Raw genomic sequence first — 24319 nt, 5'->3', positions numbered from 1 at the left:
GAAAATCCTAAAGTTGTTGCTATTTGAGGATATTAGCTGCACCATTGATATCGGCATTAACTAATAAACCATGGTAACGGCAGCGATCGCATCGGTGGCAAAGCCGGAAACGAGCAACTGTTCGGCGATGCGGGCAACGATCGCATCTGGGGAGACGACGGCGACGACCTGATCCGGGGCGGAGGAGGCGATGATATCCTCACGGGGGACGATTTCTCCGGCGGCTCCGGTTCCGATACCTTTTTGCATGGGAAAGCGGGAGATTTTGTCGCGACAATCGATAGGGCAGGCAACAGGCGATCGGGACAAGAAGCGCCCGCCGCCTGAGTTTCAGAGGAGTTCGATGTCCCAACCACCCGGGCGACTGCTATAGCTCGGGAATCGGGAATCGGGAATCGGGAATGGATTTTCCCGACACCCTACGCCCTACACCCTACCCCCTATCAAGGCAATTCCACCGAAGTCGGCTTGGCGATGTGGGGCAGTCCCCAGCCCAATTTTTCCCGCAGGATCTGGAAGAATTCCGGCTCTTTGAGGCGGACAAACCGGGCGGAATAGGGCGATCGCTCCACCTTCACCCGATAGTCCGGCAACACGAAACAGCCGCCGTTCCCGTCCACCACCATCACCAGTTTGTTGGGGCTGACGGGGTAGATGGTGACGATTTCGTTGTCCGCGTACACCAGAGCCCGGGACGCCAGGGAATGGGGGCAGATGGGCAACAGTTGGAAGACGCCGACTCCGGGGGTGACGACCGCCCCCCCGGCGGAGAGGGAATAGGCGGTGGACCCGGTGGGGGTGGAGATGATCACGCCGTCGGCGGCGATGTCCACGGGGGCGTGGCGGCCGATCGCCAACTCGAAATGGCACATACAGGTCATCGGTTCCCGGTGCAGCACCATCTCGTTCAAACACAGGGCTTCCCAGAGCAGGGTGTCGTTGTGGAAGACCTGCACCCGCAACATGGCCCGCTCTTCGATCGCGTACTCCCCCGCCACCACCGCATCGATGGCGGGGGGCAGTTGGTTGAGGTAGGTTTCGGTCAGGAATCCCATGTGGCCGGTATTGATGGTGAGCATGGGGATGCCTTGGGGGGCCAGTTGGCGGGATGCGGAGAGAACCGTTCCATCACCCCCCAGGATGATGGCAAAACTCATGTCGCGGTCGAACCCCGGCGGTGCCAACCGTTCGATGGGTGTGTGGCACAGGGGGCGGTCGGGATTGGAGTACCCCAAAATTCCCCCCATCCCGGTTGCCATGAACACGTCCCAACCCAGACTCGTCAATTTGTCTTTTAACGCGATCGCACTCCGACAAGCGACGGACTTCGCGTCGTTATATAGAATCCCTACTTTTGGCACGGGAATGAATTGAACTTAGGTTGATCAAAAATAATCGGGTCGAAAGATACTCGGCGCTCCATTCTACCACACGGACGAAATTTCGGCGATCGCCAACTCACCCGGCGCCCGGCGATCGCCCGGAAAGATGGGGCGCTAAGATTTGAACGGACTGCGCTTTTTTTGGCGCTGTTTCTGCTTTTCCCGCTCGTATTCGAGTTCTTTGAGCTTTTTCATGATCCGGCCGAAGTATTCTTGCAGGTAGCTTTCCAGGGTCGTGGTGTCTTCGGGGTCGATGCCGAGCACCCCGTAGGTTTCATCCATCGACGCCTTCAGGGGTTGCCCCGTCGCCAGCACTTCCACGAAGGCGAGGCGATCGGAAATATTCAGACTCCACTGAAAGAACCGCAGGATTTTGCGGGTGACGCGCACGATACTCGTGGGGGTGCGGGTGATGCGGGCCTGTTTCCCGGAGAGGCGTTCGCACTGGCGGATGATTTCGTCCGCCGTCCAAGCCCGGGACCCCACCACCGGAAAACTTTTGTTCTCTGTTTCCGGAACCGATAGGGTGCGGACGGCAATTTTGGCGATATCTTGGGTGTCCATGTAGGCGATGGGGGAACTGACCCCCGGAACCCACACGGACTGGCCGTCCAAAATGGGGATGGCGAACTGGCCGATCAGACCTTGCAGGAAGCCGCACGGCCGCAGGATCGTGTAGTTGAGCCCGGATTCGGCCAAAAACTTTTCCGTGCAGCGTTTGATCTCCAGCAGCGGCACCTGGGGATACTTTTCCGCATCCAAGAAGGAAAAGAAGATGAACCGTTCTACCCCCGCCGCTTTGGCGGCTTGGATGAGGGAGACTTTCCCGTTCCAGTCCACGTCCGTGATGCTCAGAGAATCGGTGGGTCGGGCCGTCGCCGCGTCGATCACGACTTTGACCCCTTCGAGGGCGGGTTTTAAGGTTTCCGGCTCGCACAAGTCCCCCGGAACCAGTTCGGCTCCCCATTCTTTGAGAAATGCCGCTTTTCTGTAACTTCGCGCCAAACAGCGGACTTGATAGCCTTCATCCAAAGCGCGGCGGGCTACCTGTCTGCCCAGGGTTCCTGTGGCACCGACAATTAATAACGTCATGAATACCCGGTATGAAGCTTAAACTTTACTTAAGATGGTATCAAAGATACTCTCATTTTTTTACAAAACTTCACAATTTTTTTGTCAGAGCCGGCACGTCGGCCCCCGAGTCTGGAAGGGAGCCGAGCGGAGCGGCCCCCGGGACTCTCCCGAAAACCGTTTCGATGTCAGCTCCGAAGCCGAGTTGACGGGTTGGGCTCGGACCGAAACTCAGATTGAGACGGGGACATCCGCCGCGGGGGGGACAATTATTCCCCACCCTGGAGTTTGAGCAGCAGGAAACCGCCACCCAATCCCACCAGAATCAGGACAAAGGACAGGACGGCAGCATTCAAAATTTCACCAGCCATGACATCGATCTCCTCTAAAATTGCAATTTTGGCTCTGTCTATTTTACGGGTTGGAGGGAGCGATCGCACGACGAGTTTCTCCGGGGTAGAACGTGCGGCGCTTCCGACGGGACTCCCTAAGGCTCTCGGAGTGCGGCCGCGATCTGCGATCGCGCCAACCCCAGCGTCAACCCCAGGACCGCCAGATTGACGACCATATTTTTCACCGACCCATTTTGTCCGTTCCAGGCTGCAAAAATAATTTCCAATAAAATTGTGGAGCCGACAGCCGCGGCGGCGATCGCCAACCCTTCCCAGCGGTTGACGGGACGCAACTTGACGGCGATCGCGGCCCAACCCATCCCCGACGGTACAAATATTAAAAAACGGTAGGTGAATTGATAAACGGCGGTGTCAAATGCGGTGACATCGATCCGTCTTCCGGCGGCACTCGCCGAGCCGATAAAAAAGATGACGCCGGGGGTGAGTTCGAGGCGAAATTCCGATTCGACCCGATCGATATAAAATCGCAAGTTGAAGCGGTCCCAAGCAATGATGACGTGATGAAATCGGGAATCTCGAAATAGATTTGGGACGATCAATTCCGGATTTTCGCCATTTTTCCCCGTCAGGGGAGTCCGCAGGCGGAGGAGGAGGTCGGAGCGCAGTTGTGCGACCGTCAAGTTGCGATCGTAGGGACTCCCTGAAATCGAAACAATTCGCGCCGGACCGACTTGATAGCTGTCGGCGGAGGCGATCAGGATGCCGATGGTAAATGCGGCGGTTTCGCGGATGTTTTGAATGGCAAATGTCGCGGGTTCTCGGGTTTGCAACCACCGTTCGGAATTGATAACGACGCCGTTTTGATGTTTGAAATGGTTGGGGACGGTTCCCATCCAAACGAGATCGGGGAGGTGTCCGGCGCGATCGCGGTAGGGCCCCCGACCTCGGAAATGGTAGGAAGCGATCGCGGTTTCGGCGGTCGTTTCGCAGGACTCGGGGGTGGCAAAAAGTTGCGAAATTTCCGATTCGGAAAGCCCGGAATCGGCGATGCAAAGTGCGGCGATCGTCCCGTTCCAGGGTCGCGGAGCGTCGATTTCGTTGCCGATAATTAGCGGAAAATTTTCGTCCCAATCGTGGAAATTAATGGATTGTTTTAAAAGTAGGGATAAGATGAGGAATAACCCGGTATAGGCGGCTAAGGCGATCGCCAACTTGGGGACGGAAATCCACCGCCAGAACCGACCGAAACTTCGGTGGAGCCAGTTCCCCACTTCAAACCGCCAAAAATGAAAGCATAAAGCGCCCAATATCCCGCCCATGACCCCGAAAATAATGTCGGTCATACTGGTAAATCTCGACGGAATAAAAAGTTGAATTGATTCTTCTGATACGGCGATAAAAATACAGAATATGCAGGAGAAAATTAGGGTATTTAAATCGCAAAATTGGCGACGAATCTTGAAGAAACCGGAGGCGGAAAATCCCAAAATAAAAAATAAAACTAAACTCAGTATAATTTCCCCGATATCTTTCCAATGAAAGAGGCGATCGCCGGCGAATATGTCGGGTATTGCAGCCCCAGAAATTGGACGGCTTGTTTGAATATCAAACGGAAATAATGCGACGATAAAAATTAATGACAAACTCAAGATCGACAATCTGACCGTTAAAAATTGAAGTTTGGAGTTCGCCACGACTGAATCGGCGTTTTTTTTTTGCGAATTCATAATCTTGAATTGGGGACTGATGTCGGTAAAAATCGAGCGATCGCCGTCGATCGAAATCCCCCTCCCGCGTCAGAAAGGGGGATTTTTAAAATTTAAGAATTGGCGGTCACAACTCAGTTCAAGCTGGCGGACTCGGGGACGACTTCCGGCATGGCTTGGGGATCGAGAAGATGTTGAACCCGTTGTTTTAACTGGCGATCGCGGGCCTCCATTTCCGGCGTTTGCGGTAAATCAAAAGTCGCCAACACTTGTTGCCAGCGATGCAACCAGTCGTGACGTTGCAAAGCATTCAATATGTTGTCGCGACGAATCCGAGCCAGCAACTCGGGTTGGGCGTTCAATTCGGCGATGACTGCGGCTATATCGCAGGTATTGACATCGGTTTCGATGACGGCATTCAGCCAATCGAAAAGTTGACGATAGATCTCCGTTTCCGGCGGGATACCTAACATCACCGTTCCAGCCGCGGCACCTTCAAAAAAGCGGTATCCAATTTCCTGTTTGTATCCCGTTTCTTCGGGTCGGTTAAACTTGGCGTAGTGGACGATGCTATAGCGACTCCGCTTGAACAAGTTGGCCAGCAACGACCGATGGGCGATCGGATCGTCTACAAATAATTTTTGCCGTGAAGCCGTATCGTAGTAGTAGAAGAAATCCCGTTCGTTGGCCAGCTCCAAAAGGCGGCGGTGGACATTCTCGGAGCGTCGTCCGACGTAACAAACATCGAGATCGCGCCGGGATTCTAAGGAGGGGGGACTGAACAAGAGCGTATCCACCGCAGGGGGCAAATAGCTGCAGGGCCGATTCACCCGCCGAGATAGCGCCTCGATGGGGTGATTGTGGCCGACAAAGATATGATCGAAATTTTCAAACGGTCCCTGTAGCAACTGCCAGTTATCGAGATCTTTTTCCCAAACTTCGATGATATAACAGGCGACGAAACGGCAGCGATCGCGCCATTTTTCGATGCCGTTCAGCAAATAGGTTTGCCAGGGATTATCCAAGACGACGAATAAAATATCGTAGTCGCGATCGAGTTTGATCTGGGGGGAAAAAGAGGCGATCGAGTTGGAAAAATTTTCCGATTTTGTGAGGGATTTTGCCATACGATAGAGTTTGCGACTGTTCGGAAACTCCCGAGTCAGATTTAAGATCTCCACGGTGTCAACCGTTGCCATTAAATTCTCAAATTGGTACATACAGCAATTGGCAGCCTGGTTATTGATGGCGCGGAGAGAAGGTATCAACACTCGCGGTTCTGGAGCCAACGGTGTCGCATTCAAAGAAGAAAAAGTGGTACTCGTTTTCATGTTTTTAAAATTGGGATGAATTTATGGGCTTATGGTAACTGAGAGTCGGGCATTTGTCAAGCTTTTTTTTAGGGAAATTTAGCGGTTTCATTGAGAATCACGGTTACGGGGGTTAGAGCCAGAAAACTCGTCGATCCGATCGCGCAGAATGCGGCAGGATGCTGACAACAATGTGGCGGATTCTTTCCGGAATCAACATTTCACAAAGTTGACCGTCACCGATCGCATATGGGAACCGACTCCGACACTATGACCGCCGGTCATATCCCGAAAATTGGATTTGTATGAAAACGACAGGAAGGGTCATAAAAACCAGACTGGCGACAAAGTTGATCACCTGAAATTGAGATGGGATGATCTGGGCGATCCACAATTCTAACAAAAATGATGAAGCCAAAATAATGCCGCCGACAATGACAGAGAAATACTTTTTGCCTCGCGCCGAAATAAAGTTCGATAAGATCGCGAGCATCACTCCTGGAGGAATCAAGATCGCCCCGCGATACAATAATGTATAGAGCGATTGATAGTCGGGATTAAGCTGCATTTTTCCGGAAAAAATTGAAAAAATAAACCAAAATAATGCGGCATCCGGAGTGAACTCGATGGTTTGAACATGGGGAAGGCGATCGCCCGATATCTTCAAAACATATCCATTGTATGTAACGATCAAGGTATGGGGTCGGGTATCGGTGAAAAAATTCGGCAACGTGACGCTCGGTTCGGCCCCATTTTCTCCGGTCAGATGCGATCGCAAACGGATGTACAAATCCGAACCCCACTGAGCCAATGTGAAGTTGCGATGCAGTGGACCGGAAGAAAGGGTGATGATACGCGCCGGTCCGGTTTGTTGGAGATGATTGGTTGCGAAAGTTATTCGCAAGGTAAATGCGGAGGTTGTGCGAATCTGTTCGTTCAAAGGAGTGGCGGGTTCGGAAGTTTGCAGCCAAGATTCGGAACTGACGCGGACTCCCCCATCGGTTGACGGTTCTTGCGGTTGCGTTCCCTTCCAAACCAGATCGGAAAGGTGGCCGTACTCATCGGCAAAAGGTGCCGTGCCGACGAAGGGGTAAAAAACTGCGAACCGGCCGTCTATCTGGGGACAAGATGTGCCAAAAAATTCGTCGATTTGATTCGCAGGAACCGCGCGATCGAGCCAACATACCTGCTCAACTCGTCCATTCCAAGGCCGATCGCCGTCGGCTTCATTTCCGATGGTCAATGGAAAATCCGGATTCCAGTTATTCAGTCGGGTCAGATATTGACTCGCCAATAGTAATATGAGCGTCAATCCGCCACCGGAAAAAATGATAATTTTGACGACCGATCCCCGACTCAAAAATAATTGTAATTTTTCAAAAAACCGAATTTTAGATGAGTATTTCAACCCGATTTTTAGCAACAAAAATCCAAGAGTTCCTCCCAAAGTATTTAAAATGATGTCGCTCAAGGTCGGAAATCGGGAGGGAAGAAAGATTTGGACGATCTCCACTGTTACCGACAGCAGACAGGAGGCGATCGCGACCGTTATCAAACTCCCCCATAAGCCGAGTTTTCGAGGATACAGATAAGCCGAAAGTCCGAATCCAAAGGGTACGAAAAAAAAGAGATTGGCGACGACATCTTCTCCCGTGGTTTTGGTGATGAACTGTCGGGCGATAAAAGTCCAAGAAATCGGCTCATTAACCGAAAAATTAAATGGCAGTAAAGTGCCGAAGAAGACCAATATCAAACTGAAAAATATAATTGCGATCGCCAATTTAGGGGGAAACAGTAGATGATTTGACTCGGAACGATTGGGACGCATATATTTCTCCGACATTGATATCTAATATCAAAGCTATAACTCAGACAAAATCATCAGATTGCTAACAAAAAAGCCTTGTTTTGATGAACAAGGCTCCGAAGTTTTACTAAAACTGTTCTCAAATCGTCGATCGCAGCAGACTCGCTTTTTAGCGCGATCGGATAACCGGCTGTTGACTGCCACTCTAAAGCGGAATCAATTCCGTCGAAACCCCCATTTCATCCAGCATCTTCTGAATTTCCGGGCAGTAAATGGGGTTCATGACGATCACCTCGTCGGGTTTGAATTCTTTCAAAAACTCCGGCGACATGATTTCGTGGCCGACACCCGGAATAAATTGTCCGTGTCGGTGGGGGTTGATATCGACGATGTACTGAACCTGATCTTCGGTTTTCAAAGTGGTCAGGAACGCCACGCATTTGGAACCCGAACCCCAGACGACGACCCGCTTCCCGTCATCCTGAGCCTTTTGCAGGTGATCTTTCCAGTATTGAAGTTTGCCTTGAATTTGAGTGGCGAAGTGCTTCACATCCGCTTTGACTTGTTCTTGGGTTTCTTCAAAGGGATGGACTTGATCGGAAGGTCCGGAGACGGGTTCGGCTTCGATCAAAAGATATTGGTCGCCATAAGCCAGATACACATCAGTCACTTCAAAACCGGAAGCGCGGAACAAACGCGCCAAAGTTCCGGGGGTAAAATAGGAACAGTGTTCGTAGTAGATATCCTCGAACGCCAGATCTTTAAGAACCCGGCCCATATCGGGAATTTCAAAAAAGACCGAAGTTTTGCGATCGCCGATCGAACGCCGCACCGTCCCCACAAATTCAGCCGTCGGATGGACGTGTTCTAAAGTGTGGCGGCAGCAGATAAAATCGCCCACATATTCCGTGTAGCGTTCCGAGTAATAATCTTGGATGAAGCGGATGCGCTCCGTCGCCGGACTCTGCACCCGTCCCACCACGGCGGAGGGGTCAATACCCACGCCCCGGTTATTACCCAACTCGCACATCAGCACCAGAAAATCGCCTTTGCTGCAACCAATTTCAACCACGTCTTTTTCGTGGAGATCGTACTTGTCGATCAGGCGTTGCGCCAGTTCCAGGGCGAACTTATTAAAGGTGGGAGAAAAGCTCTGTTGATCTTCGTAATTGGGAGCGTAAGCCGACCACTTGGAATCGAACTCCGTGTTGGTAATAAAACCGCAATTTTCGCAGTATCCCAGCACCACGTCGCCCCGGGGGAAATCCAGCGCTTCCTGGCGGCTGGGCATCATCAGACAACTGTGAACGGGCACGTCGCGGACTTCAAAGAAAACCAACAGTTCGTGATGGCCACAATTCGGACAGGTGTGCTGGACTAACTTGAATTCTGGTTCGAGATTCGGGCGATTTAAAACAGATTGATCGCTCATATTAATTTCCTAAAATGCTGACGAATGCGGGGTTTCAAATGCGGGCGATCGCCGCCCTTTATAACTCGGGTGCGATCGCCCTTTACAGCTTCACTCCACGACTTTGGGAGTGGGAATGGGAATGATAAACTTACCGCCCTGCTGTCGGTACGCTTCCTGCTGTTTCATGATCTCCTCGGCGAAATTCCAAGCCAGAATCAACACATAATCCGGCCGGTCCTCCAATAACCGAGACGGCGGCACGATCGGCAGGTGGTTGACGCTCATAAAGCGGCCCTGTTTGAACGGGTTCAAATCCGCGATGTAATCCAACAGCGTCTTGTCGATGCCGTAATAGCTCAACAGGGTGGTCGCTTTCGCCGCGGCACCGTAACCCACCACGGTTTTACCCTGCTTTTTCAAGTCCCAGAGGATATCGAGCAGGCCCTTTTTGACGGCTGCCACGCGATCGGCGAAATCCTTGTAGTAGTCGATGCGATCGACCCCCAATTCCTTCTCCTTTTGCAGCAGAGATTTCACCGAGTCCTTGACATCCTCTTTGGGCTCCACAAACAGCCGCAAAGAACCGCCGTGAATCGCCGTGCGCTGGATGTCGTTCAGGTACAGGGAATGGCGCCGGAACAGCGCATCCAGAGCCGTCACCGAAAAGTAACACAGGTGTTGGTGATAAATGGTATCGAACTCGCAATGATCGACCAAATCGACCACATAGGGCGCTTCGATCACCGCCACTCCGTCCGCTTTCAACAGCGTCGCAATTCCCCCGACAAAACCGTTGAGATCCGGGACGTGCGCCAAAACGTTGTTGCCCAGAAAAACATCCGCCTCTTTGCCCTCAGATTTCAGTTTCTTCGCCAAATCCTTCGTAAAGAAGTCGTGCAGCGTCGGAACCCCGGCTTTCTGAGCGCTTTCGACGGGACCCGCGGCCGGGTCGATCCCCAGCACGGGAATGCCCTTTTCCACAAAGTTTTTGAGCATATACCCGTCATTACTCGCCGCTTCGATAACCATGCTGTTGCCGTCGAGCTTTCTGGATTCGATGATGGCTTTGGCGCTATCTCCGAAGTGCTTGAGCAAGGAAGCGGAGACCGAGGAAAAGTAAGGATAATCCCGGCCGAACAGAATTTCCGGCGGAACGCTGACGGTAATTTGAACCAGCCCGCAATCCGGACAAAAAGCCAGTTCTAGGGGGGCGGTATATTCCGGTTTGTCAATGTTCTCGCGGGTAATCAAACCGTCGGCGAGGGGCGTATAACCGAAAGAAATGATCGACTCCAGGTTATTCGACCCGCAGGAACGACAGGGAGGCATTGAATCTGGCATATTTTGAAAGTTCCTTATCGACGGGGTTCAGACGGAGACCTTGGCAGTCCGCCGCAAGTTGGCATCCAGAGTCCCTTCCGAAAGCAGTTTTTGAATGTGGGCGATGCGCTTGTACCGTTCGCCTTCAAATTCTTCGAGGGTCAGCCCGATTTTCTGATAGGCGGCGTAGAGTTCTTCGGCGCCGCGGCGGGCGTTCCACTGGGGTTTGAACTCCGGCAGCGCTTCCAGAATTTTGCTACAGTTGACCCGATAGCATCGTTTGTCCGGCCCGCCGTCCGCCGCATATTCGATGGTGCAGTTGGGGACGATTTCCTCCACGATGTTGGCGAGATCTCGGATGCGGTAATTATCCTCGTTGCGCCCGACGTTGAAGGCCTGATTGTGCACCACTTCCCGGGGGGCGTGCAGGGCGGCGATGAAGGCGCGGGAGATATCTTCGATGTGGACGATGGGGCGCCAGGGGGTGCCGTCGCTCTTGATATAAACCCGTCCGGTGGTAAATGCCCAGGCCACCAGGTTGTTGAGTACCAGGTCGAACCGCAACCGGGGCGAAACGCCGTAGGCCGTGGCGTTGCGGAGGAAAGTCGGGCTGAAGTTGTCGTCGGCCAGTTGGCTGACATCCTGTTCGACCTTGACTTTGGAGGTGCCGTAGGGCGTCACCGGGTTGAACGGGGACTCTTCCGTGAGCCAGTCTTCTCCCCCCGCGCCGTAGTTGCTGCAGGATGACGAGAAGATGTAACGGGGGACGCCGGCTTCTTTCGCCAGTTTCGCCAACTTCACGGAGGCTTGATGGTTGATCTCGTAGGTGAGCTCGGGGTTGAGGTTTCCCAACGGGTCGTTCGACAAGCCGGCTAGGTGCAGCACGGCGTCGAATCCTTCCACATCTTCCCGCTCGACGTCGCGGATGTCTTTGCGGATTTCCGGGATGTCCGGAATTCCTTCTCCGAAGGTGCACTGCTCGAACAGGTCGCTGTCGAGTCCGACGAGTTCATGCTTGTGCGCTAACAGCATGGGGACTAACACTGTCCCGATATAACCCTTGTGCCCCGTCACCAGTAATTTCATCTTCTTCTCCCCAAGTTTTCCAAGGTGCTGATCCGGTTTCCCACAGCGTTTCCAAACGTTTCTTGTCGCGAATGGTATCCATACACTGCCAGAAGCCCGTGTATTGATACGCCATCAACTGACCGTCTTTTGCCAGATTTTCCAGGGGTTCTTTTTCCCACTGGGTATCGTCCCCTTCGATGTAGTCGTAGACTTGGGGTTCGAGGACAAAAAATGCGCCGTTGATCCACCCCTCGCTGATTTGGGGCTTTTCTGAAAATTCGACGACCTGATGCCCGTCGATCAGCGGGAGGCCGAAACGGGCCGGCGGCCGCACGACGGTCATGGTTGCCAATTTTCCGTGGCTGCGGTGGAACGCCAACAAATCGTCGAGGTTGATATCGGATACGCCGTCTCCCCAGGTCATCATGAACGTTTCGTTATTCATGTGGGGGATGAGGCGCTTGATCCGTCCGCCGGTGTTGGTATCCCGTCCGGTGTCGAGCAATTCGACCGTCCAATCCTGTCGATAACTGCCTTCGCGATCGACTTGACCCGTACCGAGGTTGACGGTGAGCTTGCTGCTGTTGAGCGAGCAGTAGTCAACCATATATTTCTTAATGACTTCTGCTTTGTAGCCGAGGGCGACGATGAAGTCTTTAAACCCGTAGTGGGAATAGTGCATCATGATGTGCCAGAGGATCGGACGTCCCCCGATTTCCACCATCGGCTTGGGTTTGGTTTCTGTTTCTTCGGCTAGGCGGGTTCCCAAGCCGCCGGCCAGTATTCCAACTTTCATAATGTTTTTTATTGAGGGCGAGAGTTGATCAACTTATGAGTTAAGTTCCCGGATATCCGACCCGTTCGGATTGTCCTTCAAAGCCGGCATTCAGCTTTCTTGCCAGATCGGGAATTCCCATGAAAACCCATCCGGTCTGGACGAACCGACCGAGCTTAAAATCCCTCTTGGGACAGATGTGTTGCTAACACATGAGACGTATGATATTCCAACGTGCTAACTGCGTCTAGAGGTTTTTGTAAAACTTAACTTTTGTTTGTGTGAAGCTTGTGTAAAAATGTTGCAATCTTAAATAGACATTTGTCCGCTCAATTGGATGGGATCGGGTTGAGCTGAGACGGGTTGGCTGAAAGTCGAGGGAAGGGTGGCAATGAAGAAACGTTTGGCAGTGACACTGGGAGATCCGGCGGGAATTGGACCGGAGGTGATTTTGAAAGCGTTAGCCGATCGCACCTTGACCGCAAAATGCGAGATTGCGGTTGTGGGGAGTCGCCAGACGTTAGAGCAGACGTATAAATACTTAGAAAACTGTGGAGAACCGATCGCCGATCCCGACGATATAACCGTGTTGGATGTCGATCGCCCCCTGGGAGAGGAACCGATTAGTTTGGGAGTCGGAAATGTGGCGAGTGGCGCGGCGAGTTTTGCCGATTTGGAAACGGCGATCGCCCGCACCCTGGCGGGGGAGTTCGGGGGAATCGTCACCGGACCGATCGCCAAAACCCACTGGAAAGCCGCCGGACACGACTACCCCGGCCAGACCGAATTGCTGGCCGAACGCGCCGGGGTGAATCGGTTCGGGATGATGTTCGTGGCGCGATCGCCCCACAGCAATTGGACCCTGCGGACGCTACTCGCCACCACCCACATTCCCCTGAGTCAAGTTCCCAAAGCGCTGACGCCGGAATTGCTGGATTTAAAACTCGGTTTATTGATCGATACGTTGCGGCGGGATTTCGGCATCGATCGCCCCAAAATTGCCGTGGCGGGACTCAACCCCCACAGCGGCGAAAACGGCCAGTTGGGGACGGAAGAAAAAGACTGGTTGATTCCCTGGTTTGAACGGCAGCGCGATCGCTATCCCCACATCCAACTCGACGGCCCGATCCCCCCCGATACCCTGTGGGTGAAACCGGGTCAGGCCTGGTACGGCCGAGCGAAAGCGGAAGACGCCCACGACGCCTACATCGCCCTGTACCACGACCAGGGCTTGATTCCGGTCAAATTGATGGCGTTCGATCGCGCCGTCAACGCCACCATCGGCCTACCCTTCATCCGCACCTCCCCCGACCACGGGACCGCCTTCGACATTGCGGGGCGGGGCATCGCCGATGCATCGAGCATGAAAGCGGCGATCGAAGTGGCGATCGAATGGGTGAATCGGCGGGGAGAAATTCATTGATAATTTACAATGGAAATTGACAATGAATTGAAAATTGATAATGGTCAATTCTTCCCCCGCCGTATACCCCGATGAAAAAGGGTTAAGATTCCCCGTACAGATCGATAAACTGTTCCGGGGGATGAAGGCACACTTCCAGGAGGTCGTCGGGGGTGTAATCCGCGCCGCCCTGACTCATGCCCACGACGCAGAACGAATACTGTTCCGGGAGGAGGGAACGGCCGCAACTTTCCAGCACGTTGAGCGGGTCGGCCCCGCTACCGCTGGCGGTGATGTTGAATACGCAGGTCGCCAGGGCTGCCGGACGGCGGACTCCCACGCATCCCAACACGGCTTCCTCGGCGGCGATGCCGGTATCGTTACCGATCCGAACCACGCATTCGGCCAGTTGGCTGGGTCGGAGCGCCATCGCGCAGGCTGAGGCGGTGATTTCGGGGGAGAGTCCGGCTTCCCGCAACCCTTGTACACATCTTCCGTAATCTTGTTCCCCCACCAAATCGAAGGAGGGAAAGGCTTGCAGGGGTCGGGCCGGCATCAGGGCGGACAGGATGCCCAGAGTCGCCAGGGATAGCCCCCAAGCCCGCTTGTAAAAATTCAGCATCGGTTTAAAAAATTCTCGACAATCAATATATAGCGCCGCGTGCGGGGAATAGGGAATAGGGAATGGGGTGTAGGGTGTAGGGAATGTGAATGATCAATTGCCCTTGGGATTGCCCGTTTTTGGTTTCGCGACTTATACTAGAAGATTGGTGAAAATTTTATGTTGCGAGGAAGTTAAATGTCTCGATATCGAGGGCCCCGTTTGCGGATTGTTCGCCGTTTGGGGGATCTGCCGGGGTTGACCCGCAAGGCAGCCAGACGGTCCTATCCCCCCGGCCAGCACGGTCAGGCCCGACGGAAGCGATCGGAATACGCCATCCGTCTGGAAGAAAAGCAAAAACTGAGATTCAACTACGGCCTGTCCGAACGGCAACTGCTGCGTTACGTCCGCAAGGCCCGCCGCGCCTCCGGTTCCACCGGGCAAGTGTTGTTGCAATATCTGGAAATGCGTCTGGACAATACGATTTTCCGGTTGGGGATGGCCCCCACCATTCCGGCGGCCCGCCAGTTGGTCAACCACGGCCACATCACGGTCAACGGCCGTGTGGTGGATATCGCCAGCTACCAATGTCGCCCCGGAGATGAGATCGGGATCAGAAATCGGGAAAAATCCCGCGAAATGGTGAAGACGAATCTCCAGTACCCGGGTTTGGCGAATGTCCCCAGTCATTTGGAGTTCGACAAGGGAAATCTGACCGGGAAGGTCAATGGCGTGATCGAGCGGGAGTGGGTGGCACTCTCGATCAACGAACTGCTGGTGGTTGAGTTCTACTCCCGTATGGCTTAGTTCTGTATATATATCGCTGTGCGCCAGGTGTGGGGTGTGGGGTGTAGGGAAAGTGAAAAGTGACCCATTCCCTATTACCCATTCCCTACTACCCATTCCCTATTACCCATTCCCTATTACCCATTCCCTGGGCGTGGCGCTATAGGTTAACCGCCAATTTGGGACATGGTGCGGGTGTAGCCGCCGCTGGTTCCGGCGTCCCGCTGTTTGAAGTTGATGTCGGGTTTGATGTCGAGGAGGTGGCGGACCCGGTTTCGCAGGTCTTCGTAGGATGCCCCGTCGCGGAGGGCGGTTTTCAGGTCGATCTGGCCGGTTTCGTTGAGCAGGCACGGCCGCAGCCAGCCGTCGGCCGACAGGCGCATCCGGTTGCAGCGATCGCAGAAACATTCGGACATTTGGCTGATAAATCCTAGAGTTCCCTCGGCGTCGGGGATTTGGAAGACGTCGGCCGGACCGTTGCCCGTGACTCGGGATTCGACTAACCCCCAACGATCGCGGATCTGTTGTCGGAGGGTTTCGGACGCCACCCAACCGCGATCGCCGAACAGTTGGCCGTTGCCGATGGGCATGAATTCGATAAACCGGACGTGCCAGCGGCGATCGAGGGTCAAGGCGGCCAGATCCAAAATTTCGTGGTCGTTGACCCCCGGAATCACCACGACATTTAATTTCAGGGGGTCGAACCCGACCCGGTGGGCGGCGCGGATGCCCTCCCAGACCTGTTGCCAGCGATCGCGCCCCCGGTTGCCGATGATTTGATTGAAGGTGTCCGGATCGAGGGAATCGAGGCTGATATTGACGCGCCTCAACCCGGCATTGTAAAGCGGTTCGGCCAGGGGGGCCAGCAAAAATCCGTTGGTCGTCATTGCCAGATCCCGGGTTTCCGGAAACGCGGCAATTTCCCGCACTAGGTCGGTGAGTCCCGGACGCAGCAGGGGTTCGCCCCCGGTGAGGCGGAAACGGGTGAAGCCGACGGGAATGAAGACTTCCCGCAGCAGGGTCAGCAGTTCTTCGTTGGTGAGGAGGTTCTGTTGCAGGATGTAGTCAATTTCCGCCCCTTCGGGCATACAATACTGGCATCGAAAGTTGCAGCGATCGATCAGGCTGACGCGAAGATAATCGACAATATTCATGGAGGTGGGTTCAGCAGACATCTGATTTTTGATATTGTTACATTCTCGGCTCCGAAGCGATCGGGGGGGAGTCGGGGATGGGGAATGGGGGATGGGAGACGGTTGCCCAAAAAAAATAACGCGAGAGACTTGTGTCATCCCGCGTTCGATTTTAAATTGGGAGTCGGGGCGTTTTAGACGGCTGCCGCCACCTTTTCGTCCTTTCCGACAAGGCGCTCGTAGGTCGCCCGCATCTTCAGACCCACCAACACTTGGAACAGTCCGCTGCCGTCGTTGGAACCGGGGTAGTCCTGGTGTTCCCGCAGCAGGTGGGTCAGTTCGCCGTAGTATTTGGTCGCCACGTTGCTCATGTGACCTTCGACGTAGATCATCTCGTCGAGGTTGTCGAACTTACCATCGACTTCCAGAACGGAAACTTCGTTGCCGTAGTAGCTATCGGGTCCATAATACATTTTGATACCCGGATAGGAACAGGTGAGTTTCCGTCCGCAGGGCGTCCAGTGGATGGTCGAACCTTCATCAAATAGGTAAGCCGGCTCGAATCCTTCTACGCCGTCGCGCTGCATCAGGCGCACCCGCAACACTTTGTGTTCCTTGTCGTCCGGAATCAGTTGGGTGGGTAGAATCTGGATGACCACATCCGCGTACTGCTTCTGCGGGTCGATGTAAGCTTCAAAGTCGGGACGGCGGGCGTTGATGGATGCCAGGACATCCTCATAACGGTGGCCCCTTTCAGCCATATCTCGCTGGATCTTCCAGGAGATTTTCACCTCGTCGCTGATGTCGAGGTAAACGCTGAAGTCCAACAGGCTTCTCACCCGCTCATCGTAAAGGGGATGCAGACCTTCGATGACCACGATATGGTTGGGATCGATGCGCTCGGGCGGATCGATCGCGCCGGTTTCGTGGTTGTAGATCGGCTTGTCGATGGATTGACCACTTTTGAGCGCTTTGACCTGTTCGTACATTAGGTCGAAGTTGTTGGCGCGGGGATCGAGAGCGGTAATCCCAGTCTCCTTGCGTTGCTTGCGATCGAGACTGTGATAGTCATCCAGGCAGATGACCGTGACAAAATCTTCACCAAAGATATCTGTTATCCGACGCAAAAAGGTAGATTTCCCGCACCCGGAATCCCCAGCGACACCAATTAAAACCACGCGATCCGGCTTATTTCCCATAGGTTCCCTCTAACCAAAAAGACTGTTTACAAGCTCAACCACTCTATTTTGAGCATGAGAACTCAGACCAGTGTCAGAACGATTGATTTGCGACCCAGACTGTGGGGAAAGCAAATCTCGATCCGGAGCCAGCTTCCTGACTCCCCACTGACAGATGGCCTGGTAATCTGGCAAGCTAGGTATTTTATACTAACTTTAGATTTTGATTTTACCAGAAGGGGATCATCCCTACAAGATGTAATCGTTCCAAGTTTCGGAGAAAATACGAATTTTGTGGGGGGAGTCGGGCCAATGAGATGCCCTTGATCCCCTTCGCTGACATTCCCCGACCGAAAGGTACGGGGATTCTCGGGCCGTCGGGGAGCTGACGCTTAACCCCTCGCCGAGCATCTTGACCGTCTGCCCGACGGCTGTCACTTATAGAATAGCACTCTGAGGGGTCAAAACCTCATCGCCCATTCAATTTGGCGGTCGGCCAAAGTTTGTGAATGTATTTTACCATCTGGGGGGATTCTTAAGTCGGCATCGGGAAACAAAAAATCGGGAAATTCGTCGGGAACCCGGAAGTTGACGCCGACCCCGGGGAGGAAAGGTTGAAAAAGGCTCCCGGGGGCGGGTGAGGCTCGGGCCGATCGCGTCCGATTTGACCGCGATCGCTGGCCGGGGGAGAACCGGACGTTCGCGGGAGGATCACTCAGCCCGGTTCCGTAGTAGAGGCTCAAGCGCCAAAATCGGATCGCGATGGGCCTGAAAAAACGGTCGGGTGAGTCCGCGTCCCTGTGAGTGCCCACCGCCGCCCCATTGTCCTCAACTTCAGTAACAGTTTGGGGGCATTTTGGCAAGCCCACTTCCGGCAAATGTTTGGAAAACATAACGTAAATTTCCTCGTTCAAAATGGAGCCGTTTCAAATCAGCGGTTATACCGTTCCTCCAACCACGATCGCACCTGAGTTTCCGTCAGCCCGGAAGCCGACCGCCCGTCGAAGGGGTCATAAACGTTCCATTCCACCTTGCCGGAAGCGCTGACAGAAGACCAAATTTTGGGTTCGGTTCCGGCCGTCATCCGCGCTACAAATGGGGCGATCGCCGCCACAATTTTTCCCAGAAATTGCCGGTTTTGAAAGCCGAGCTTTTGACGAGATTTCCGGGGGGTGCGATCGAAATATGGCGTTTGGAGTTATCATCAGGCGTGAATAATCCCCCCCAGCCCCCCTTTGTAAGGGGGGAGAAAGGGGTGGGAAAACGATGACTTGATCGCCGTCAAAAAAAATTAGAAGAAATTAGATGAAGCGATCGCGTCAATTGCGGAATTTGCGATCGCTCAATTTAAAGGAATGACAATCACCGATATCGGCAGCTTGACATCCGCCCAAATTGACACCCTTCAATGCATGGCGTCCCGTGCGGCTGTCGATAATCAGGAAGAATTATCAATTAATTTTGACAGCTTCGCCCGACCACAACGCATTATAGTATTTTGTGCATCAACCAAGCCACTTTAATTGACTTTTTTCTATCTTCAAATCTCTTAACATCGATCGCCCCAAATGTAAAGTTTTAAGAACCTGCTCTTGTCAAACGTAAAAATTGCTATACAGTTATGAATGCATTGAAACGTTTGGTGAAATTCATGAGTGGCAATTTAGCAACCCTGCTGCGGGAAGGCACGAAACAGTCTCACACCGCAGCCGAAAACACCGCTTTTATGAAATGCTTCCTGAAAGGCATCGTCGAAATCGAGCCCTTTCGGAAACTGACTGCTAATTTATATTTCGTTTACAGCGTTCTCGAAGAAGAAATGCGGCGTCATCTCGACAACCCCGCCGTCAAAGGGATGTACTTCCCCGAACTCAACCGCACTGCCAAACTCGAAGCCGATCTCGCCTATTATTACGGCGACAATTGGCGAGAAATTATCGCCCCCATTCCGGAAGGAAAAGTGTACGTCGATCGCATTTTGGAAGTCTCCAAAACCAAGCCGGAACTGCTCGTTGCCCACGCCTACACCCGCTATATGGGCGATCTCTCCGGCGGACAAAGCCTGCGGAATATCGCCCGTTCCGCCTTGGATTTACCCCCGGATAAAGGGACGGGTTTGCACGAGTTCGATGCCTTCCCCACCCCCGACAAGCGGCGGGCGTTCAAGTTCAAGTATCGCGATGCCCTCAATGCCATTTCCGTCGATGACGAAACGGCGCAGCAAATTGTCGATGAAGCCCAGCTCGCTTTCCAACTCAACCGCGATGTCATGCACGGTTTGGAAGATGAAGTCAAAACGGCGATCGGCGAGCACGTTTTCGACTTGGTGACACGCCAAGACAAGCCCGGAAGCACCGAACGCGCCCCCGGAGAGGCGACCAATTTGGTGCCGACGGAGTAGGGAAAAAAATATCGATTAACAACCGTATTTTTTCCGAAAAATGATGGGATTTGCAACTCGATCGATTCTCCCGAAAAGGGCGCGTTTCTTTGACAATAGGAAAAAGAATGGGTCGAGTTGTCAGTATTTTAGATCGACCCCGATCGCCTGCGTTTGATTTTAAAAACCAGGATTGTTTTGTGGATGTCAAAACCGATGAAATTACCGAGCCAAACCGTTTGTTTTAATTCCGAGCTTCTAGTCAAACACGATCGCCCCACCCCCCGCTATACCAGCTATCCGCCGGCAACGGAACTGCACGGGGATTTCGAGGAGGCTGAATTTTTCGATGCGATCGCCCGGGGAAACGAAAAGAAAACCCCCCTTTCCCTTTACTTTCATATCCCCTTCTGCCAAACTGCCTGCTATTTTTGCGGCTGCAACGTGATCGTCACCGGACTCAAAGATAAGGTCGTCAACCCTTACTTCGATTATCTGTTTAAAAATATCGAGCGGACGGCGGCATTAATCGATCGCGATCGGCCCGTCGTCCAACTGCACTGGGGCGGCGGCACCCCCAACTATCTCAGCTTGGAACAAGTCGAACGGCTGTGGAATAAAATTCACGAGCATTTCACTTTCGCAGAAGATGCGGAAATCTCCATCGAAGTCAACCCCCGCTATATCGATCGCAACTACGTTTTATTCCTGAGAAATCTCGGCTTCAACCGCATCAGCTTCGGCATCCAAGACTTCGATCCCACCGTCCAGGAAGCCATCAACCGCGTCCAGCCGGAAGAACTGTTATTCAACGTCATGAGTTGGATGCGGGAGGCCGAATTTGAAAGCGTGAATGTGGATCTGATTTACGGTTTGCCCCACCAAACCCTCGACAGCTTCCGCGACACCATCGAGAAAACCATCCGCCTCGATCCCGATCGCATCGCGGTGTTCAATTTCGCCTGGGTTCCCTGGATGAAACCGATCCAGAAAAAACTGCCGGAAGAGGCGTTACCCCAAGCTGCCGAAAAGCTGGAAATTTTCCACATGACCATCGACAAACTCACCGAAAATGGTTATGTATTTATCGGCATGGATCACTTCGCCAAACCCGACGACGAACTGACGATCGCCCAGCAGGAAGGGAAACTGCACCGCAATTTCCAGGGCTACACCACGCAACCCGATTCCGAATTGTTTGGATTCGGTTTGACCTCCATCAGTATGCTGCACGATGTTTATGTCCAAAATAATAAGAATCTGAAGGATTTTTATCGGGCGATCGACGAGGGCAAACAGCCCATCGAAAAGGGAGTCAAACTCGCCAAAAGTGATAACATCATGCGACGGGAAATTATCATGGAATTGATGTGTCACTTCTGCCTAGACAAGTGGGAAATTGAAGACAAATATAATATCAAATTTGACGAGTATTTTGCCAGAGAAGAGGCGGCATTGAAGGACTTGGAAAATGACGGATTGCTGGTCAATTTGTGCGATCGCATCGAAGTGACGCCCAGCGGACGGCTGCTGATCCGAAATATCGCCTGTGCCTTCGACACCTACACCCGCGATCGGCAAGAACAGCGCTTTTCAAAAACCATTTAATTCCCGTAATTTCAAACTGGAGAAATTCTCATGAAAATCTTGATGATCCAACCCAACTACCACTCCGGCGGCGCGGAAATTGCCGGCAATTGGCCGCCGAGTTGGGTTCCCTACGTCGGCGGCGCGTTGAAAAAACACGGCTTCGATAATGTCCGGTTCGTCGATGCCATGACGAACTACATTGCCGATGACGTCCTGGCGACGATTATCGAAAAAAATAAACCTGACGTGGTGATGGCGACGGCGATCACCCCGATGATTTATCAATCCCAAAAAACCCTGCAAATCGCCCGGGAAGTCTGCCCCGATGCGGTGACAATTATGGGGGGAATTCATCCCACCTATATGTATTCCGAAGTGCTCCACGAAGCGCCCTGGGTGGATTATATCATCCGGGGAGAGGGGGAAGAAATCACCGTCAATTTGATGCGGGCGATCGCCGACGGTTCGGACAAGAAAGAACGCCACAATATCAAAGGAATCGCCTTCTTAGAAAACGGCAAAGTCGTCGCCACGGAAGCGCACCCCCCCATCTGCAATCTCGACACCCTCTCCCCCGACTGGAGTCTTTTGGATTGGGATCAATACTACTACACCCCCCTCAACGTCCGCCTCGCCGTCCCCAACTACGCCCGGGGTTGTCCCTTCCGCTGCCGCTTCTGTTCCCAGTGGAAATTCTGGCGGAAATACCGATCGCGCACCCCGGCTAAATTCGTCGATGAAATCGAGGAATTGGTGAAAACCTACAACGTGGGATTTTTCATCCTCGCCGACGAAGAACCCACCATCAGCAAACCCCGGTTTGTGGCATTATGCGAAGAATTGATCGATCGCAAACTGGATGTCCACTGGGGCATCAACACCCGCGTCACGGACATTTTGCGGGATGAAAACGAGTTGGCTTTGTATCGGAAAGCCGGGTTGGTTCACGTTTCCTTGGGAACGGAAGCAGCAGCACAGTTGAAGCTGAATTTGTTCCGCAAAGACACCACCATCGAGGAGAACAAACGGGCGATCAAACTCCTCAAAGATAACGGCATTGTCGCCGAAGCCCAATTCATCATGGGCTTGGAAAATGAAACCCCCGAAACCATCGAAGAAACCTACCGGATGGCGCGGGATTGGCAACCGGATATGGCGAACTGGAATATGTTCACGCCCTGGCCGTTTTCCGAGTTGTTTGAAGATTTGGGCGATCGCGTCGAAGTGCGCGACTATTCCCAATACAATTTCGTCACCCCGATCATGAAACCGGAGGCAATGGAACGGGAAGAAGTCCTCAAAGGAGTATTGCGGAACTACGCCCGGTTCTATATGTGGAAGACGTTAGAATATTGGTTCGTGAAAGATCCCTTCAAGCGCAAGTATTTGTTGGGATGTCTGAAAGCCTTCGCCGTCACGACATTGAATAAACGCTTCTACAACCTCAGCCGCGTCAAACAGAAAGGCTTGGGAATGGAAATCGAACTCGGATTCGACGAAAGCAGGATTCTGTCCCAGGAAGAGATCGCCAAGCGGAAACAGGAACACCCGGAACTCGCCGCCGACACGAATTTTGAGGGGACGGTTTCGGCTTGCGGGGCGCCCAATGACTTGCAATTCGAGGATTCCGAATATCGGGAACAGGAAGAGTTGGAACGGAAAAAAAGACGGTCTTCGAGTGGCATGAAAGTCTGAAGTCTGATAAATTGGAGTGTGGTGAATTAGTGAATAGTCGGGGTGGCTTTTGAACTGCCCCGATTTATTTTGCCTCTCAGAGGTGCGATCGCGCCAGATTGAATTGGGTTTATTAAATCAAGAAGAGGGATCAGAATTTAAAATTAAACCGCCATACGTCGGATGGCAGGTTGAGTTTTTGAAAGATTTGCAAGAAATAATAAAAATTGCAAAATTCGATATTTTAATGGCGACTCATTCTCCAGATATTATTCAAGATCGTTGGGATCTGACTGTCGAATTGAAAGGGCCGAGATAAGTGAGGGAGTTTATTACTGTTGACCGGGAGGTTAACCAAATTCGCCTGCGGCGAAGTACCTTTAAAGGCACTTTTTTGTTGGTTGAAGGTGATTTGGCATCTGCGTCCGATCGCTAATTTTATTCAATTCTCAAATACCAATTCCATGCGATCGCCCCGGAAGCGCGTCACACCATATTCAACGGGTTTTCCGTCCTGATCGACATTGATCGATTCCACCAATAAAATCGGATAATTCAGGGGTAATTTGAGCAGTCGCGCATCCTGGGGATTGACCACCCGGGCCGAGACGCGGGTGCTGCGGCGGATGTGATCGCAGCCGTAAACCTCCCGCAACAAGTTGGAAATCGACCACATCCGGGGTTCCTGGCTGAGAATGGCGGGAAACCGTTTGAGGGGAAAGTGGCCGGCACTAATGCTGATGGGTTGGTCGTCCGCAAACGTCAGCCGTTCGATCACGGCCACCGGATCGCCGATCGCCAATTCCAGTCCCTTCGCCACGGACGCATCGGCGGGTACTTCCACGTTCCGCAACAGTTGGAAACTCGTCTCGAACCCCTGGGCCGTCAAGGTTTCGTTGAAGCGGACTCGCTGGCCGATGGGGTAGCGGATGGGAATGCCGGCGACGAAGGTTCCCCGGCCCTGATCGACCCGCAGCAACCCTTCACTTTTTAATAATGCGATCGCACGCCGAACCGTATGGCGGTTCACCCGGAAGCGATCGCTCAGTTGGACTTCGGTGGGAAGCTTGTCCCCGACCCGGTAGACGCCCTGTTGGATATTCTGTCTCAACTCTTCGGCAATTTGAGCGTACACTGGCACGGCATTCTCATCCATTGTCAATCAAAATTGTATCGACATTACTTGTCGATTTTGACGATACGAGATATTCTACAAATTAATTCATCTAAACATCTATACTAATTGATGGCTGAGAATGGCGGGTGTGGGGATGGAAGAAGGGGAGGGAGCAGGGGGAGCGGTGGGTGAGACATCCAGACCGCTTGGGAATCAATTCCCGAGGGCGCAAGCCAGGGGCCCCAACCCGAT

At 53.0% G+C, this 24319-nt stretch carries 23 protein-coding genes; 7 read left to right on the top strand and 16 right to left on the bottom strand.

The genetic code is table 11. From position 1 onward, the window contains the following. The first annotated feature begins 63 nt into the window (after positions 1-63). A complete protein-coding gene (locus AC0QHF_RS04115) occupies positions 64-327 on the top strand; it encodes a calcium-binding protein (protein WP_324702915.1) in 264 nt (87 codons plus the stop codon). Between the two features lie 116 nt (positions 328-443). On the opposite strand, the gene AC0QHF_RS04110 is transcribed toward AC0QHF_RS04115, so the two are convergent. From AC0QHF_RS04110 to rfbF, 10 genes are all read right to left on the bottom strand, one after another. Then, positions 444-1361: an NAD(+) kinase gene (locus AC0QHF_RS04110; protein ID WP_324702911.1), complete on the bottom strand. Its 918-nt coding sequence runs from the start codon at positions 1359-1361 to the stop codon at positions 444-446. A gap of 135 nt (positions 1362-1496) precedes the next feature. Beyond that, on the bottom strand, positions 1497-2474 hold the full coding sequence (locus tag AC0QHF_RS04105) for an SDR family oxidoreductase (protein ID WP_324702910.1): 978 nt from the start codon (positions 2472-2474) through the stop codon (positions 1497-1499). A 248-nt stretch (positions 2475-2722) separates the two neighbouring features. Next, complete coding sequence (petM, locus tag AC0QHF_RS04100) at positions 2723-2824, bottom strand: cytochrome b6-f complex subunit PetM (protein ID WP_324702909.1); 102 nt, start codon at positions 2822-2824, stop codon at positions 2723-2725. Positions 2825-2940: 116 nt separating this feature from the next. Continuing rightward, positions 2941-4533, bottom strand: a complete 1593-nt coding sequence (locus AC0QHF_RS04095) for a VanZ family protein (RefSeq protein ID WP_324702908.1) — start codon at positions 4531-4533, stop codon at positions 2941-2943. A 113-nt stretch (positions 4534-4646) separates the two neighbouring features. Next, the gene (locus tag AC0QHF_RS04090) at positions 4647-5711 is read right to left on the bottom strand and encodes a glycosyltransferase (RefSeq protein WP_324702907.1); all 1065 of its coding nucleotides are present in this window, start codon (positions 5709-5711) and stop codon (positions 4647-4649) included. A gap of 379 nt (positions 5712-6090) precedes the next feature. Next, positions 6091-7650 carry a VanZ family protein gene (locus AC0QHF_RS04085; RefSeq protein WP_324702906.1) on the bottom strand — a complete coding sequence of 520 codons (1560 nt, stop codon included), beginning with the start codon at positions 7648-7650 and terminating at the stop codon, positions 6091-6093. 184 nt (positions 7651-7834) lie between these two features. Continuing rightward, on the bottom strand, positions 7835-9061 hold the full coding sequence (locus AC0QHF_RS04080; protein WP_324702905.1) for a class I SAM-dependent methyltransferase: 1227 nt from the start codon (positions 9059-9061) through the stop codon (positions 7835-7837). 90 nt (positions 9062-9151) lie between these two features. Then, positions 9152-10384 (bottom strand): class I SAM-dependent methyltransferase, encoded by a 1233-nt coding sequence (locus AC0QHF_RS04075; protein WP_324702904.1) that lies wholly within the window; start codon positions 10382-10384, stop codon positions 9152-9154. Positions 10385-10411: 27 nt separating this feature from the next. Further along, positions 10412-11449 (bottom strand): NAD-dependent epimerase/dehydratase family protein, encoded by a 1038-nt coding sequence (locus AC0QHF_RS04070; RefSeq protein WP_375341398.1) that lies wholly within the window; start codon positions 11447-11449, stop codon positions 10412-10414. Beyond that, positions 11373-12227 carry a glucose-1-phosphate cytidylyltransferase gene (rfbF, locus tag AC0QHF_RS04065; protein WP_324702903.1) on the bottom strand — a complete coding sequence of 285 codons (855 nt, stop codon included), beginning with the start codon at positions 12225-12227 and terminating at the stop codon, positions 11373-11375. The genes AC0QHF_RS04070 and rfbF overlap by 77 nt, the downstream gene beginning before the upstream one ends. 370 nt (positions 12228-12597) lie before the next feature. On the opposite strand from rfbF, the gene pdxA reads away from it, so the two are divergent. Further along, the gene (gene pdxA, locus AC0QHF_RS04060; RefSeq protein ID WP_324702902.1) at positions 12598-13629 is read left to right on the top strand and encodes a 4-hydroxythreonine-4-phosphate dehydrogenase PdxA; all 1032 of its coding nucleotides are present in this window, start codon (positions 12598-12600) and stop codon (positions 13627-13629) included. Positions 13630-13711: 82 nt separating this feature from the next. On the opposite strand, the gene AC0QHF_RS04055 is transcribed toward pdxA, so the two are convergent. Continuing rightward, entirely contained in the window at positions 13712-14230 is a 519-nt protein-coding gene (locus AC0QHF_RS04055; RefSeq protein ID WP_324702901.1) for a hypothetical protein, read from the bottom strand. A 177-nt stretch (positions 14231-14407) separates the two neighbouring features. Here AC0QHF_RS04055 and rpsD point away from each other — a divergent pair, with 177 nt between their 5' ends. Beyond that, entirely contained in the window at positions 14408-15016 is a 609-nt protein-coding gene (rpsD, locus tag AC0QHF_RS04050; protein ID WP_324702900.1) for a 30S ribosomal protein S4, read from the top strand. Between the two features lie 146 nt (positions 15017-15162). On the opposite strand, the gene moaA is transcribed toward rpsD, so the two are convergent. The 4 genes from moaA to AC0QHF_RS04030 all read right to left on the bottom strand — a co-directional run bounded on the left by moaA (position 15163) and on the right by AC0QHF_RS04030 (position 18420). Next, positions 15163-16149 carry a GTP 3',8-cyclase MoaA gene (gene moaA / locus AC0QHF_RS04045; protein ID WP_324702913.1) on the bottom strand — a complete coding sequence of 329 codons (987 nt, stop codon included), beginning with the start codon at positions 16147-16149 and terminating at the stop codon, positions 15163-15165. A 173-nt stretch (positions 16150-16322) separates the two neighbouring features. Continuing rightward, on the bottom strand, positions 16323-17327 hold the full coding sequence (locus AC0QHF_RS04040; RefSeq protein ID WP_324702899.1) for a phosphoribulokinase: 1005 nt from the start codon (positions 17325-17327) through the stop codon (positions 16323-16325). A gap of 440 nt (positions 17328-17767) precedes the next feature. After that, positions 17768-18199, bottom strand: a complete 432-nt coding sequence (locus tag AC0QHF_RS04035; protein ID WP_324702898.1) for a hypothetical protein — start codon at positions 18197-18199, stop codon at positions 17768-17770. Positions 18200-18237: 38 nt separating this feature from the next. Beyond that, on the bottom strand, positions 18238-18420 hold the full coding sequence (locus tag AC0QHF_RS04030; protein ID WP_324702897.1) for a hypothetical protein: 183 nt from the start codon (positions 18418-18420) through the stop codon (positions 18238-18240). Positions 18421-18957: 537 nt separating this feature from the next. On the opposite strand from AC0QHF_RS04030, the gene AC0QHF_RS04025 reads away from it, so the two are divergent. The 4 genes from AC0QHF_RS04025 to AC0QHF_RS04010 all read left to right on the top strand — a co-directional run bounded on the left by AC0QHF_RS04025 (position 18958) and on the right by AC0QHF_RS04010 (position 23269). Further along, complete coding sequence (locus tag AC0QHF_RS04025; protein ID WP_324702912.1) at positions 18958-19707, top strand: biliverdin-producing heme oxygenase; 750 nt, start codon at positions 18958-18960, stop codon at positions 19705-19707. 195 nt (positions 19708-19902) lie between these two features. Next, positions 19903-21294 carry an oxygen-independent coproporphyrinogen III oxidase gene (hemN, locus tag AC0QHF_RS04020; protein ID WP_324702896.1) on the top strand — a complete coding sequence of 464 codons (1392 nt, stop codon included), beginning with the start codon at positions 19903-19905 and terminating at the stop codon, positions 21292-21294. Positions 21295-21324: 30 nt separating this feature from the next. Next, complete coding sequence (gene bchE, locus AC0QHF_RS04015) at positions 21325-22971, top strand: magnesium-protoporphyrin IX monomethyl ester anaerobic oxidative cyclase (protein WP_324702895.1); 1647 nt, start codon at positions 21325-21327, stop codon at positions 22969-22971. A gap of 103 nt (positions 22972-23074) precedes the next feature. Further along, positions 23075-23269, top strand: coding sequence for a hypothetical protein (locus AC0QHF_RS04010; RefSeq protein WP_324702894.1), 195 nt, complete (start codon positions 23075-23077; stop codon positions 23267-23269). A gap of 123 nt (positions 23270-23392) precedes the next feature. Here AC0QHF_RS04010 and phnF read toward each other — a convergent pair whose 3' ends face one another. Beyond that, positions 23393-24106 carry a phosphonate metabolism transcriptional regulator PhnF gene (gene phnF / locus AC0QHF_RS04005; RefSeq protein WP_324702893.1) on the bottom strand — a complete coding sequence of 238 codons (714 nt, stop codon included), beginning with the start codon at positions 24104-24106 and terminating at the stop codon, positions 23393-23395. Positions 24107-24319 lie beyond the last annotated feature (213 nt).

The organism is Lyngbya sp. CCY1209, from assembly GCF_055795065.1.
The sequence above is the reverse complement of the archived record's forward strand: the minus strand, read 5'-3'. Positions and strand labels throughout refer to the sequence as shown.